Here is a 13,719-nt window from a genome sequence, read left to right as displayed (position 1 = left end):
ATTGTTGAGCAATAACTTGCCCGGTGTTGAAAGGCAGGTACTTTTAGATGCGATCGTTTTTTAGTCTAAACTCCAGTAAAAAAACAGAACACCCAGAACCTAGACGCTGTAAAAAGTCTGGGTTATAATAGCCATCGAATTTGACGTTGAATTGGGCTAAATTACCAGAACTTAGGCAACTATCCTATGAAGAGGGGCAACCACCGGGCATTTCCCCTAAAACACGCTATATGTATAAGGCTATGCCGAAGTCGTGTTTACTTAACATGACTCGCAATTGTTTCACTTTCCACCGCTGCTTCCACGGGCATTGAATTTTCCATCTCTACTGTTTGTTTCGGCTGATAAACTGCCAAGTCGAACCAGAAAGTCGTACCCACATTAACTTCGCTAACTAAATTAATTTTAGTGTGGTGCTTGTCAATAATGTTTCTGACAATAGAAAGACCTAATCCCGTTCCTTCTAAAGTGTGTACTCGGTTTTCTACCCGGAAAAAGCGATCGAAAATTGCTTGTTGGTCTTCGGGATCTATGCCAATTCCAGTATCAGAAATTTCGATCCGCACTACCGGAAAATGTCCGGCATTTGGTGACAACTTGTGGTTGCCGGATTGGTCGCCTTTGTGGGTGGTTGCCTCCGACTCTAGCAAATACGCTCGAATTGCCACCTTGCCGCCGGATTGCGTAAATTTTAAGGCATTTCCTACTAAATTTGCAAATACTTGCAGCAGCAAATCGTAATGACCTAAAGCAGGCGGCAAACACGGGTCAACTTGTTGCTCTAGTTCGATGCCTTTATCCTTAGCATTCAACTGATAAGTCCGCAGGGTTTGTTCCACAGCTTGCGGGAGGTCAACAGCATCCAAGTGATAAACTCGGCAGGATTCGAGCCGCGACAAATCTAACACGTCGTTAACTAAACGAGTTAGTCGATCGGTTTCTCGATTGGCAATTTCTAGGAATTCCCTGCGCTCGCTTTCTAGAAGGTCTTCTCCGTACTCGTGGAGAGTCTCGATAAAAGATTTGATATTAAATAAAGGTGTTCTCAATTCGTGAGAAACATTGCTGATAAAATTGCTTTTAGCCTCATTGAGTTCTACTTCCCGAGTAATGTCCTGCACTGTCATTGCAATGCCTTTGAGACTTTCCCGGTAATGTCCAGAACCTTGATGCTTGGAAGTTTGCTCGTAGAAAGTACACTCTACAGCTAACGGGCGTTGCGACTCGGTACAGGTATCTTCCTCGTGGCGGACGCAGCTTTTGCACAGCGGTTCGGCACCCGGCGCTTTGTGCAGAATGACAGTAGTTAAAACAATCCGAATTGTACGATTGACTGGTTCGCTCATCGAGATGCGAAATTCGCCGCCTTCGCGCTCGCCCGCCACTATTTGGTGTAATGGTCTGGCCAACTCCTGCTGCACTTCTGCAGGTAAAATGTTCAGAACATTAACTTGAAGCGCATTTTTACCTTCCCATCCAAAAATCCGCATCCCCGTCGGATTAACTAAAATCACCTGCAAATTTGCGTCTAATAAAAGCGCCCCGTCAGCAATAGTTGAAACCAAAGTTTCTAACTTAGCTTTTTCCGCTGTCAACTCTTCAATATTTTGTTCTTCATAACTTTCGAGTTTCTCGGCCATCTCGTTAAAACTGCCGATTAACTCGCCTAATTCTCCCCCTAAAGGCAGGTCAACTCGCTGCTTAAAATCCCCACTGGCGATGTTTTTGACCCCAAAGACTAATTGTTTGATCGGCTGAGTAATTGTCAGAGCATTAAATACCGCCCCCAAAATTACCATCACCCAAATTGTGACGAATACTGCCAAAGTGACATCCCTAGTCAGGTTTGAAGAGATAACTGCTGCGGGATTTGGGTTAATGCCGATCGCCAAAACTCCCAAATATTTGTCTTCATGAATTAACGGCACAAATACATCGGTAACTTCTCCATCTGGCGTCAAATGCTGCCGCACCAAAGGCAAAGAAGTTAAATTTCTCGCCTCAATATCGGCAATAAAATTATCCGGGAGTTTAATCTGGCGGCGCAGGGTCAGAGAAGTTTCCACCTCCGATTCCGAAAAAGGAATCCCCAGGAAAATATCTCCCGCTTCGTCGGCGTAAAGCATATAGCGGACGCTGGAAGTGCTGCTGTAAAATTGGCGGGAAAAGCGGGCGACTTCGGAGCGATCGTTTTTGGCAATCAGCGGCGCCACATTTGCCGCCAATAGCAGGCCGAGGTCGCGGCCGTAGCGAGTATCGTTAAGTCGGGCGTCTTGCTGGATAGTATTCACGGCCCAGAATGTCAGGCCGCTCATAATTAACGACACTACGAGGGTAGCACCGGCCATCAGGCGGGTCTGGAGGGTAAAATCCGACCACCAGCGGGCAATAATTTCTCCGATTTTGTTTAGTATGGCCAGCATTTCACCAGTTCACCAGTTCAATATTAAAAGCAAGATCAATTCCGTTGGTTCCCGATCGAATTTTATGCTGCGACTTGTCCGCTACCGCCACCGCAAAGATACCAAACTTCATTGTTACATTTCTACATTGAGATTGCTTGGCTTTCGGATGGCGGTCGATGCCGGAATTCCTAATTTTTATCGTCCAGAGCTCGGCGACCGATGTCCCGACGGCAGTAGACCCCTTCAAATTGGATGCAATCAACTGCTGCATAAGCTTTGGAGATAGCTTGTTCCAAAGTTTCTCCCGCCGCAGTGACGCCCAAAACCCGGCCGCCGTCGCTCACCAACTGCTGGTGCTTCAACTGGGTGCCGGCGTGAAACACTTCTGCTCCTTGGGCTTCAGCTTCCTCGATACCTGTAATAACTTTGCCTTTTTGATAACTTCCAGGATAACCCCCAGAAGCTAAAACTACGCACACAGAGGCCCCCGACTTCCAGCGAATAGAATATTCACCGAGACGCTGCTGACAGCAGGCCAGCACCAAATCTTCCAAAGGAGTTTCCAGCAGCGACAAAACCGCTTGAGTTTCGGGGTCTCCGAAACGGCAGTTGAATTCCAAGACTGTGGGTTCTCCTTCGGGCGTAATCATTAAACCTGCGTAGAGTACGCCCCGGTAGTCGATTTTGCGTTTTTGCAGTGCTGCGAGGGTGGGTTCGAGAATTTCTTCTTGAATCCTTTCCATGAGTTCCGGCGTGACAATGGGCGCTGGGGCGTAGGCTCCCATACCGCCGGTGTTGGCTCCCTTGTCGCCTTCGCCGATAGCTTTGTGGTCTTGGGCCGGCAGCAACGGTTCCACTGTGATGCCGTCGGTGAGGGCGAGAATCGAGACTTCTTGGCCTGTTAAGAATTCTTCGACGACGACTCGGATGTTGTCGGTGCCGAATTCGCCTCGGAAAATGGTGTTGATGGCGCTGTGAGCCATTTTGACGGTGGTGGCAACGGTTACTCCTTTGCCTGATGCGAGTCCGTCTGCTTTGATGACTATGGGGGTTCCTTGTTCCAGAACGTATGCTTTGGCTGCTTCTGCGTCTGTAAATACGGCGGCTTTGGGTGTAGGGATGCCTGCTTCGAGCATCAATTCTTTGGCCCAGGATTTGCTGGATTCAATTTGGGCGCCGGCTTTGGTGGGGCCGAAAATCATCATTTTTCGCTGTTGGAAATAGTCGGCGATGCCTAGCGATAGGGGCAATTCGGGGCCGACGATGACTAATCCGATGTTGTTGACCATCACAAAGCGTTCGATGCCTTGGAAGTCGTCGATGTTGAGCGACAGATTTTGACAGCCTTTGGTGGTAGCTGTGCCGCCGTTGCCCGGTACGCAGAATACTTGTTTAATCCGCGTAGATTCTAGCAGTTTTTTTGCGATCGCGTGTTCGCGACCTCCGTTCCCCACAACTAAAACTTTCACAGTATCCTCACCTATAAATGTTGTTCCCTGAATGTCTGATTTTCAGTGTTTGCACCTGTCTATCTGCTTTTTGCAGTGCTGTCAATTATGCCATGCTTGGCGATCGCCAATTGCTAGATGTGGCACTTTTCTGGAGGGGTGGGGTTCGACCGCTGTTTCCCAACGGCTGGGTTCGTGCAATAATTAAAGACTTTAGTCGCCCAATTATTATGGGTACTGCCTCGATTTAATCATGCAATTAAAACTATTTTTTGGCTTTTAACTCTTCAATTACTGTAATTCATCCGGCGACAAATAGGGATAAAATAGGCAGGTTGACTCTGCGGAATTTTACTCACATGAAATCAAATCAAACCGCTGCGAGTTCGTCTGCCAAATTTAAGCGGGTGGGCGTTGTCGGCGGCGGCCAGCTAGCTTCGATGATGGGGGATGCTGCTAGGGCACTGGGTATTGAATTGTTAGTGCAAACTCCCCATGCTACTGACCCGGCAGTTTCTGTTGCTGCTGATGCTATTTTGGCTGCTGTTGATGATGTTTTTGCTACGGCTCAATTGGCTGCTGGCTGCGATGTTATTACTTTTGAAAATGAGTTTGTGGATTTGGATGGTTTGCGGCCGCTAGAACTGCAAGGTGTGTTATTTCAGCCGAGTTTGTCGTCGCTATCTCCTTTGTTGGATAAGTACGTTCAACGCTGTTATTTACAAGGTTTGGGTTTGCCAACTCCGAGGTTTTGGGAATGGGATTGCAGTGCGGATTTGCCCCCCGAATTGTTTAAGGCGGTGGCGATCGACTTTCCGGCAATTTCTGTTTCTGACAGCGTGCAGATGGAAGGAGACTCGGATGCTGGATCGATCGACTTTCCCTTTGTCGTCAAAGTTCGCCGCCACGGTTATGACGGTCAAGGTACTTTTATTGTTAAGGATCGAGGGAGTTTTGAGTCAATTCGTGCTAAACTCCAAGGTCAGTCTTTGCTAGTGGAAGAATTTGTGCCATTCGATCGCGAGTTGGCTGTGATTGCAGCTCGATCGGCAAATGGCGAAATTGCGATTTATCCGATCGTCGAAACTCAACAGCAAAATCAAGTTTGCCACCTGGTGATTGCACCTGCTGATATTAGTTCAAATGTGAAAACAGAAGCTTGTGCGATCGCCCGCACTCTCCTCAACAGCTTAGAAGCTGTCGGCGTATTCGGCATTGAATTATTTTTAACCACCGATAATAAGCTGTTAGTCAATGAAATTGCACCCCGCACCCACAACTCGGGACATTTTACCATCGATGCCTGCGAAACTTCACAATTTGAACAGCATTTGCGCGCAGTTTGTCAACTGCCTTTAGGCAATTCGGATCTGAAATGTGCAGGCGCTGTGATGGTAAATTTGCTCGGCTACGAGTCGGCTGAGTCTGACTATTTAGCCAAACGAAAACAACTGGCACAAATTAGCGGTGGTTTTGTACATTGGTATGGTAAGAAAGTATCGCGTCCGGGCCGCAAACTCGGTCACGTTACAGTTGTGCTCGACGCGGAGTTGGTGGCTCAGGGGCGATCGCCAGTGCTTGCGATCGCTCAAACCGTTGAATCTATCTGGTATGCAAGTTAAATTGCTCGAAGCTTGCCAAAATCTGGTTAGTTGGTATATATTAAATAAAGGTTCTACTGCGACGTTGGTGACTGCCAATAATGTTTTTTTGATCTATAACTCTTAACTCTCGGGAATCAAGATGTTTGGACAGCAGTAAACTGGGCTTGTACCCAGAAACTTTAAGTCCGAGCCAACGGTACCCACCTGGTAAAATACCAGGTCAAAAGCTGAGGTAAGACGGCGTTGCGGGGAGCCATTAAAATTTTAATTGAGATAGGCGCTGTGAAATATGGCTAGCCTATTTTTTTTTGATATAAACGCCTTTACTCATACTACATCTTCAAGTTTTGCCTAAACTCCTCTAAGGTTGGCGTTGGTTTAATGCGATGAATCATACTATGGCAATTTGAGCATAGCACAGTAAAATCATTAAGCGGATCTAGTTTCATCTTTGTCCCACTTAAGTTTGAAATTGGAACATTGTGATGAGCTTCTATGTACCCTCTGCCTATTTCTCCGTATCGAGACTCAAAATCAAAACCGCAAGCTTTGCACTCATATCCTTGCAACTGCTTAACTTTTATAGATAACGTTTGATTTCGTTCTGTTACTCGATGAAGTCTATACTTTGTCGTATCTTCAAACCATTCTGTTTCTGCTTGATTGTTTTCAGCAGCCTCATTCAAAGAAACCTCTTTCAACAAATCAGAATCAGCCTCATCCTTCAAAGAAACCTCCTCAAACAGAAAGAAGTAAATTTCAAGCATTTTCCCAACATCGCCTACCAACTCCTTGTCGTCAGGAAGTGATTCCCTTGAATAAAACTTCGAGGCTATGTTTCCTGCTTCATAAGCAAGTCCAAGCCTTCTAGAAGTAGTTGCCTTTGGAATCGAATCAAGCTTAAGATCGAGAGGATCAGAAAATTCCCTGAGCTTGTCAGAACCAAGCTTATCTTTAAATAGGTTTGCTTGACCCCTTAAAATGTCTCTCGACACCCCAAGTCCGAACTGATCTCTTTTATCTGCTATTCCTTGATTGAGAGAAAGATAAACGCCAGAGAAGTCAGCGCGAAATAAATAAACACAGTAAAACCCCGACATGACACTCTCAGTCACAAGCTTGTTAAATATTGCTATCCAAGGAACTTTAGCCCAAGAGCCATTACCTGCTGAAGCTTTTATGCTATAGATTTCTGGTAATTCTAACGAAGCACTTATTGATTTCGGCACTACATTTCTGACATAACTAGCAAATGAATGTCCCTTGAAGTTGTCGTTACTGACCAATGGATATTCAAACAGGATTTTTTGAAGGGACTCTCTAAGCGCCATAACCAATAATTAATGTTACATCTTCAATTTAATTATCGTGCCTCACCAGCAGCTTTCAAATATTAACCCTGCTGATAACCCAGAGGTATAACCCTTAGTTATACCGCCACTGCGGTATAAAATTTTATACCCGGTGTCAACTACTGCAAACAACCACAAGATTAGCCGATCGCGCATCCTGTCTATGGCAGCAAATGCAGCGCCGCCCCCAACCCGCAAATCTCCCTTGCAGAAAGTAGCACAAACGTGATACCGTTGAAGCTTGTGTCCAAATAACACCAGTTCATGCCAAAACTCAAAACTCGCAAAGCAGCCGCAAAGCGCTTTAGAGCGACCGGCAGCGGTAAAATTGTGCGCCGCAAAGCTTACAAAAGCCACTTGCTACAGCACAAAAGTTCAGCTCGCAAAAGCCGTCTATCTAAGCTGGTCGTCATCGACGAGACCAACGATGCTAACGTGCGGTTAATGCTTCCATACTTGTAAAGTTTAACGGAAATTAAAGATGACACGGGTAAAACGCGGTAATGTCGCCAGAGCGCGCCGCAAAAAAATTCTCAAATTAGCCAAGGGTTTCCGAGGCGCACAGTCGAAACAGTTCCGCACAGCTAACCAACGGGTGATGCAGGCCCTGCGTAACGGTTATCGCGATCGCAAAAAACGCAAACGCGATTTCCGCCGCCTGTGGATTGCTCGGATCAATGCCGCATCGCGCCAGCACGGCACGAGCTACAGCAGACTGATCGGCAACATGAAGAAAGCCAACATCGAAATCAACCGCAAAATGCTGGCACAAATGGCGATTATTGACCCGGCAACATTCGGTAAAGTTGTGGAAATGGCCAATCGAGCCGGAGCTTGAAAGTTCGCCTTATTTTCAGAATGCAGAAAGCAGAAGTAAGAAAGATTTAACTGTCTGCCAGAGAAGGAAAACTCCTGATAAATCTAGGAGGTTGAGACAAACTTTCCTTCTTTGTTCTTACTTCTGGATTCTTGCTTTTTCAGAAATCGCGATCGGGCCGATCGATCGCTATTTCCGTGTTTTTTATACAGTTGCAGAGGCAAATGTCAGACATTGCTAGCGCCTTAAAATAAATAAAACCTTCCACAGCACCTACCTAATTTTAAGAAAAACATGGATAGTAATTTGCTCATTGTTTACCTGACAGTCCTGCTCGCTATACTCGGCAGCAGTTCCTGGTTTGTGGTGCGCCAGATTCTCAAAACTCGGAACCTGGAAATGTCTTTAGAACGCTTAGAAAATAAACTGACGGTAGAAAAAGGAACAGCACAGGAATACTACGAATTAGGAAGTATATATGTAGATAAGAAGCTGTATTCCCAGGCGATCGTACTGTTTCAAAAAGCCCTGAAAGCCAAAGACTTAGAAGGCGAAGAAAATCAAGCCGTTATTTACAACGCCCTCGGTTTTGCACACTTCGGCCAAGAACAATACGACATCGCGATCCGCCAGTACAAAGAAGCCCTGAAGTTGCAGCCCGATTACGTTACATCTCTCAACAATCTGGGTCACGCCTACGAGCGCAAGAAATTAACAGCTCAAGCCTTGGAAATCTACGAACAAGCTCTCGCCTGCGATCCAGACAATGCCACTGCCAAACAGCGAGTAGAGTCCCTCCGGAAGCGTTTGGTAATCTATAACTGAGCGCCGATGTTACGACCAATAGAGATCCCGCAAACCTGGTTTCATTCTGAAACCGGGTTTTTTCTTCCTATAGTCCAAGATACTAAACTATCGAACACATTAATGCGTTAGTTTTTAAGAACAGGAATTCCGAGTCAGGCTCGATCGCACACCGTCCCAGCACTTTAAATTACTGTGAAGATCAAAGCAATACCTGCAACGCCGATCAGTCCTAAACAATAGAAGGAGGAGAACGTAGTGACATCAATTCTCGTTGTCGAAGATTCGTGGTTGACTCGCAGGGTAATCTGCAAAATCCTGCGAGCAGAAGGATACGAGGCTTGGGAAGCATCCAGCGGCCCCGAAGCTCTAGAACTGCTCGGCACTAAAACTCCAAACTGTATGCTCTTAGACCTGCTGATGCCGGAAATGGAAGGTCGGGAAGTCCTGCAAGCCATGCGCGATCGAGGATATAAAATTCCAGTCATCGTAATTACCGCAGACATCCAAGCAACTACCCACTCCGAGTGCATGGAACTCGGAGCCCTGGCAGTCATTCACAAAATGCCCAACTCAGAGGAACTGATCGGATGGATCAAAAAAGCTCTCAGTGCCAGCGAGGAGAGCACCCAATGAAATTAAGCGCTCGACAGCTCGATGCTTTGCAGGAACTCGTCAACATCGGTATCGGTCAAGCAGCAGGGGTCTTGAACGACATGATCGACTCCCCGATCCGCTTGCAAATACCCCACCTTCAAATCCTGACTCCCACCGACGTGCAACAAGAGTTAGAGCAACACCTCAACGGCGAGCAAATCGCCGCCGTCCAGCTAAAATTCACAGGCTCCTTTGGAGGCATTGCCCAGCTAGTCTTTCCCACCAACAGCGCTGCCATGCTCGTGACGATGCTCACAGGAGAAGAAGTTGGAACTCACGATCTCGATTCAGTCAAAATTGGTACGCTGAGTGAAGTGGGAAATATTGTAATTAATGGGGTCATGGGTGCAATCAGCAACGTACTTCAGCAGCGCCTGAACTACTCCATTCCCACTTATAGTGAAGGGACTATTGCTAGTTTGCTGAGATCTGGGGGTTTAGCTACTGATACAGTTGTTTTATTAGCCCAGACCAGTTTCATGATTGAAAGGCTTCAGATTGAAGGAGATATCATTCTTATTTTCAATGTCAATTCCTTTGACACCTTGTTGACTGCTATCAATCAACTTGCCGGGGGTCTATGATTGAGGAGAGCAAAACTATTAAGGAAAAGTTTGGGGTTCTCGACAGCGTACCAGTCGGCGCCTGCTTGCTGCGAGATGATTTTGTGGTGCTGTTTTGGAATACTTGTCTTGAAGAGTGGACAAAAATTCCCCGCAGCCAAATATTGGGAAAAAACATCACAACCCATTTTTCTCACCTGAGTCAGCTAAAGTATGCAACTCGCTTCAAGCAAATTTTTGCAGGCGGCCCGCCAACAATTTTTTCTTCTCAAATTCACAAACACCTGATTCCGGCAATTTGGCAAGACGGCCAGCAGCGAATTCAGCAAACTACTGTGACTGCTGTGCCGACCCTGGAGGCTGGCATTGAAGAACAGGAGATTAGAGACTGGCTTCTCCAGACTCTTGAGTTGCAACCAGACGGCACTGTCGGAGTCAGAGTACCAACAAGTGCTTCTTTGTATAGGGCATCTCCATCCTCAGTTTCGTCATCAATATGGCCGGGTGTTAATTCCCCATCGTTCTACGCGCTGCTGGTGATTCAAGACGTAACCGACCTCACCCACCGCATCCAAGCTTACCGCACAATGCGGGATCAAGCTTTGGAAGAAGTGCAAGTGCGCCAGCGGGTGGAGGAAGAATTGCGATCGAGCCAGCATTTCATCCAGCAGATTGCTGACGCGGCGCCTTATTTGCTCTACATCTACGATTTGACCGAACAGCGCAACGTCTACGTCAACGGTCAAGCTTCTAAATTGCTGGGCTACACTCCGCAAGAAATTTTACAGATGCAAACTGCTTTATACTCGAGTTTGGTGTACCAAGAAGATTTGCCAAGGCTTAAAGCCCACCAGCAAAAATTTTCCTGGGCGCAAGACGGGCAGATTTTGGAGTTGGACTATCGGCTCAAACATCGATCGGGGGAATGGCTCTGGTTTCGCTGCCGCGACCAAGTTTTCGCCCGCACAGCCGACGGCTGGCCCAAACAAATTTTCGGCACCGCTCAAGATATCACTGAGTACAAGCGGGCAGAAGAGGCGCTGCGGCAGCAGAACGAACGAGAACTGCTGATGGCCACGATTACTCAGCACATCCGTCAGTCTCTGGATTTGGGCGAAGTGCTCAGCACGACAGTGACAGAGGTGCGCCACTTCCTTCAGGCAGATCGAGTGATGATCGTCCGCTTCAACCGCTGTACCGGCAGTCTCTGCGCAGCTCCGGCGACGGGGGCGGTAACAGTGGAATCTGTAGCTCCCAACTGCAAGCCGATGTTGGGGGAAACCCTGGAAAATTTCTGTTTTGACCAGTTCTATATCGAAGCGTACCAACATCGGGCGATCCGACCGATAGCCGATATCTTGGCCGCCGATTTGCCGCAATATCAAATTGACTTACTCGCACAATTCGCGGTGAGAGCTTATTTGGTAGTGCCTTTAGTGCAAGGAGACGAGTTGTGGGGGCTGCTGATGGCCCACCAGTGCAGTCCCCGGCAGTGGATGCAGTTGGAAGTAGAGTTGCTGTCTTCTCTGGCTACTCAGTTGGCGATCGCCATCAAGCAAGCAGAACTTTATCAGCAGTTGCAAGCGGCCAACCTCAAGTTAGAGCGCTTGGCAACTTTAGACGAACTCACGCAGCTAGCAAACCGCCGCCGGTTCGATCAGTATTTAGAAATGGAGTGGCGCAGACAAGCGCGGGAACAAACGCCTCTGTCCCTGATTCTCTGCGATATTGATTCTTTTAAAAGTTACAACGATACCTACGGGCACCCAGGGGGAGACGAATGTTTGCGGCAAGTCGCCGGGGCGATCGGCAATGCAGTCAATCGCCCCGCTGATTTAGTAGCTCGCTACGGAGGCGAAGAATTTGCCGTTATTTTACCAAATACCGCGATTCAAGGCGCCGTGCTGGTAGCCGAACACATACAGATCAAAATAGCAGCTTTGCAACTTCCTCACGCTGGTTCTCAGGTGAGCCCGTACGTCACTCTCAGTCTGGGCGTAGCGAGTATTGTTCCTGCATCTGAATCGGGAGCCGAAATTCTGATTGCAGCAGCCGACCAAGCGCTCTATCAAGCTAAACGACTTGGGCGCGCTCGTATCCAACTTTACCAGCCCGACCCTGCTGCTGGCAAGCCAAACGGGACAGCCGCTTCGATGCTTCCTGTGGATTTTTCTATACCGAATACTAATTTGCCCTCTCCCACCAGCGCTTGACGACTTGCAATATAGGTGAATCCAGAGTAGTTATACCAGTCCGCAAAAAGAATGCCACTGTAAGCCCCTATTCCAAACCCCGATCTAGGGTTTATCAGATAGATGAGGTACAATAACAGCATTTTGCAAACCAGTTCCAAACATATTGTTAAAAACTTAACTGAATGCAAAATCTATCGCCTTTCCTAATTTTTGATAATTTGTTGTCGTTTTGAGAGAACGGAGAATATTTTTAAATTTAGATCGTAAATTATCAAGGAGTGAGAAATCCGGTGAATAGGGGGATAAGTATATGAATTTTGCCTCTTATTGTTTGATAGCTTTTTTTACTTCGGGCTTGCTGAAGCAGTGGTTCAAGTATACGCTGTATGGAATTGCCGACCAAAAAAGGTAGTAAGATTGCAAAAAAAACAGGTAAAATAGCTTAAAGCCTGTGCATCACCATTTGCGATCGTGTACCGAAAAGCTGAGTCTGTTCCTACCGAACTCTTCGACTTTGAACTCCCCAACGGATGCAAGCTGGCAGAAGATAACCGTTGGGTCAAAATGGCCAAACTAATTCTTTGGTTGGAATTTGAAGAAGATTATGCTGAAAATTTCCCGACCGAAATGGGCGCACCCGCCAAATAATTTAGGATGGCATTGGGGGCATTAATCATCAAAGAAAAATTGGGAATCAGCGATAGAGAAACAGTAGAACAGAGCCGGGAAAATCCTTATCTGCAATAATTTATTGGTCAATCAACCTACAGTAATGAACTCCCATTTGACCCATCACCCTGCCGTTCACTTTAGGCAACGAATTAGTGTAAATCTAATCGATAAAGTGAACGAAAGAATGGTAAATAAAATACGGTCAACCACCCCAAAATAGCCCGAAAAAAAAGAATTCGGAGTAAAAAAATGAGTTGCCCAATTAAGAAAAAATAATCATAGATGCGACCTGTGTCCCAGCAGATATTAGCTATCTAACCGACTTAGGACTATTAAACCAAGTCCGATTTCATACCGAAAAAATCATCGACATTCTCTATAAATCTCTCCAGCTAAAAATCAATAAAAAACCGAGAACCTACCTAATAATACCCAGAAAAGACTACTTAGCAGTAGCGAAAAAAAAACGACCGTCCCGCCATAAACAGAAAAAAGCTATTAAAAAAACTGTAATACATCAAAAAAAACGATTCTAATATTGAATAACTAATCGAATTCGGTGCAACCCTAAAAAGTCGGAGCAAAAAGCAATATAAAACCTTGCTAGTCCTCACCGAAGTCTATCCCAACAACTCGGGTTATGGGAAAATAACAAACAGAGCATATCGGACAGAATAGTAAGTTTAAGTCAACCCCACATCCGTCCACTTGTCATAGTCAAGCAGGAAAACCCGTAGAATTTGGAGCAAAACAGTCAGCGAGTTGCTTTGAAGGATATGTAGTTTTATACCGAATGAGTTGGGATAACTTTAACGAATCGGGAGACTTAAAAGCGCAAATAGAAGCATTTAAAAGTTACACAGGATGCTATCCAGAATCAGTCCCTGCAGATCGGATTTATCGAACTAGAGAAAATCGAGCTTGGTGTAAAGAAAGAGGAATTAGAATTAGTGGATCTCCGTTAGGAATGCCACCCACCAATGTGAGCAAAGAAACAAAGAAACAAGCCTGGGAAGATGAAAGAATTAGAAATACAATTAAGGGCAAATTTGGACAAGTAAAACGAAAATTTAGCTTGAATAGAGTGATGGCAAAACTGGATAATACTTCTGGTACACCCATTGCTATAGCGATCGCAAATGATTTGTAAATCCTCAAACGTGTATAATGAGGGATGTAAATCTAAGTAGGAGTTAAAATGA

The 13,719-nt window shown here is 46.2% G+C and carries 11 protein-coding genes, 1 other RNA gene and 1 pseudogene; 9 read left to right on the top strand and 4 right to left on the bottom strand.

From position 1 onward, the window contains the following. Positions 1-257: 257 nt before the first annotated feature. Together QUA13_RS28885 and purD are read right to left on the bottom strand one after the other, a co-directional pair. A complete protein-coding gene (locus QUA13_RS28885; protein ID WP_333204075.1) occupies positions 258-2,423 on the bottom strand; it encodes an ATP-binding protein in 2,166 nt (721 codons plus the stop codon). Between the two features lie 170 nt (positions 2,424-2,593). Then, positions 2,594-3,874, bottom strand: a complete 1,281-nt coding sequence (purD, locus tag QUA13_RS28880) for a phosphoribosylamine--glycine ligase (RefSeq protein WP_333192780.1) — start codon at positions 3,872-3,874, stop codon at positions 2,594-2,596. A gap of 338 nt (positions 3,875-4,212) precedes the next feature. Between purD and QUA13_RS28875 the strand changes: the two genes are divergently transcribed. Together QUA13_RS28875 and ssrS are read left to right on the top strand one after the other, a co-directional pair. Further along, positions 4,213-5,475: a 5-(carboxyamino)imidazole ribonucleotide synthase gene (locus tag QUA13_RS28875; RefSeq protein WP_333204071.1), complete on the top strand. Its 1,263-nt coding sequence runs from the start codon at positions 4,213-4,215 to the stop codon at positions 5,473-5,475. A 50-nt stretch (positions 5,476-5,525) separates the two neighbouring features. Further along, positions 5,526-5,713: non-coding RNA, 6S RNA (gene ssrS / locus QUA13_RS28870), on the top strand. 76 nt (positions 5,714-5,789) lie between these two features. Here ssrS and QUA13_RS28865 read toward each other — a convergent pair. Continuing rightward, positions 5,790-6,788 carry an MrcB family domain-containing protein gene (locus QUA13_RS28865; protein ID WP_333204069.1) on the bottom strand — a complete coding sequence of 333 codons (999 nt, stop codon included), beginning with the start codon at positions 6,786-6,788 and terminating at the stop codon, positions 5,790-5,792. A 42-nt stretch (positions 6,789-6,830) separates the two neighbouring features. Further along, positions 6,831-7,067, bottom strand: a complete 237-nt coding sequence (locus QUA13_RS28860) for a hypothetical protein (protein WP_333204067.1) — start codon at positions 7,065-7,067, stop codon at positions 6,831-6,833. Between the two features lie 6 nt (positions 7,068-7,073). On the opposite strand from QUA13_RS28860, the gene rpmI reads away from it, so the two are divergent. From rpmI to QUA13_RS28825, 7 genes and pseudogenes are all read left to right on the top strand, one after another. After that, the gene (gene rpmI, locus QUA13_RS28855; RefSeq protein ID WP_006634164.1) at positions 7,074-7,271 is read left to right on the top strand and encodes a 50S ribosomal protein L35; all 198 of its coding nucleotides are present in this window, start codon (positions 7,074-7,076) and stop codon (positions 7,269-7,271) included. Between the two features lie 19 nt (positions 7,272-7,290). After that, entirely contained in the window at positions 7,291-7,647 is a 357-nt protein-coding gene (gene rplT / locus QUA13_RS28850) for a 50S ribosomal protein L20 (protein WP_006634165.1), read from the top strand. A gap of 273 nt (positions 7,648-7,920) precedes the next feature. Beyond that, positions 7,921-8,451 (top strand): tetratricopeptide repeat protein, encoded by a 531-nt coding sequence (locus QUA13_RS28845; RefSeq protein WP_333204065.1) that lies wholly within the window; start codon positions 7,921-7,923, stop codon positions 8,449-8,451. Positions 8,452-8,688: 237 nt separating this feature from the next. Beyond that, complete coding sequence (locus QUA13_RS28840) at positions 8,689-9,066, top strand: response regulator (RefSeq protein ID WP_172190481.1); 378 nt, start codon at positions 8,689-8,691, stop codon at positions 9,064-9,066. Then, on the top strand, positions 9,063-9,671 hold the full coding sequence (locus QUA13_RS28835; protein WP_333204063.1) for a chemotaxis protein CheC: 609 nt from the start codon (positions 9,063-9,065) through the stop codon (positions 9,669-9,671). The genes QUA13_RS28840 and QUA13_RS28835 overlap by 4 nt, the downstream gene beginning before the upstream one ends. Further along, the gene (locus QUA13_RS28830) at positions 9,668-11,863 is read left to right on the top strand and encodes a diguanylate cyclase domain-containing protein (RefSeq protein WP_333204061.1); all 2,196 of its coding nucleotides are present in this window, start codon (positions 9,668-9,670) and stop codon (positions 11,861-11,863) included. The genes QUA13_RS28835 and QUA13_RS28830 overlap by 4 nt, the downstream gene beginning before the upstream one ends. Before the next feature lie 453 nt (positions 11,864-12,316). After that, positions 12,317-13,646, top strand: a pseudogene (locus tag QUA13_RS28825) (IS5 family transposase); the annotation flags it as partial. Between the last annotated feature and the right edge of the window lie 73 nt (positions 13,647-13,719).

Origin of the sequence: Microcoleus sp. S28C3, from assembly GCF_036700785.1 — a bacterium.
Lineage (GTDB): Bacteria > Cyanobacteriota > Cyanobacteriia > Cyanobacteriales > Microcoleaceae > Microcoleus > Microcoleus asticus.
Note: the sequence above shows the minus strand (reverse complement) of the source record. Positions and strands in the feature narration are given on the sequence as shown.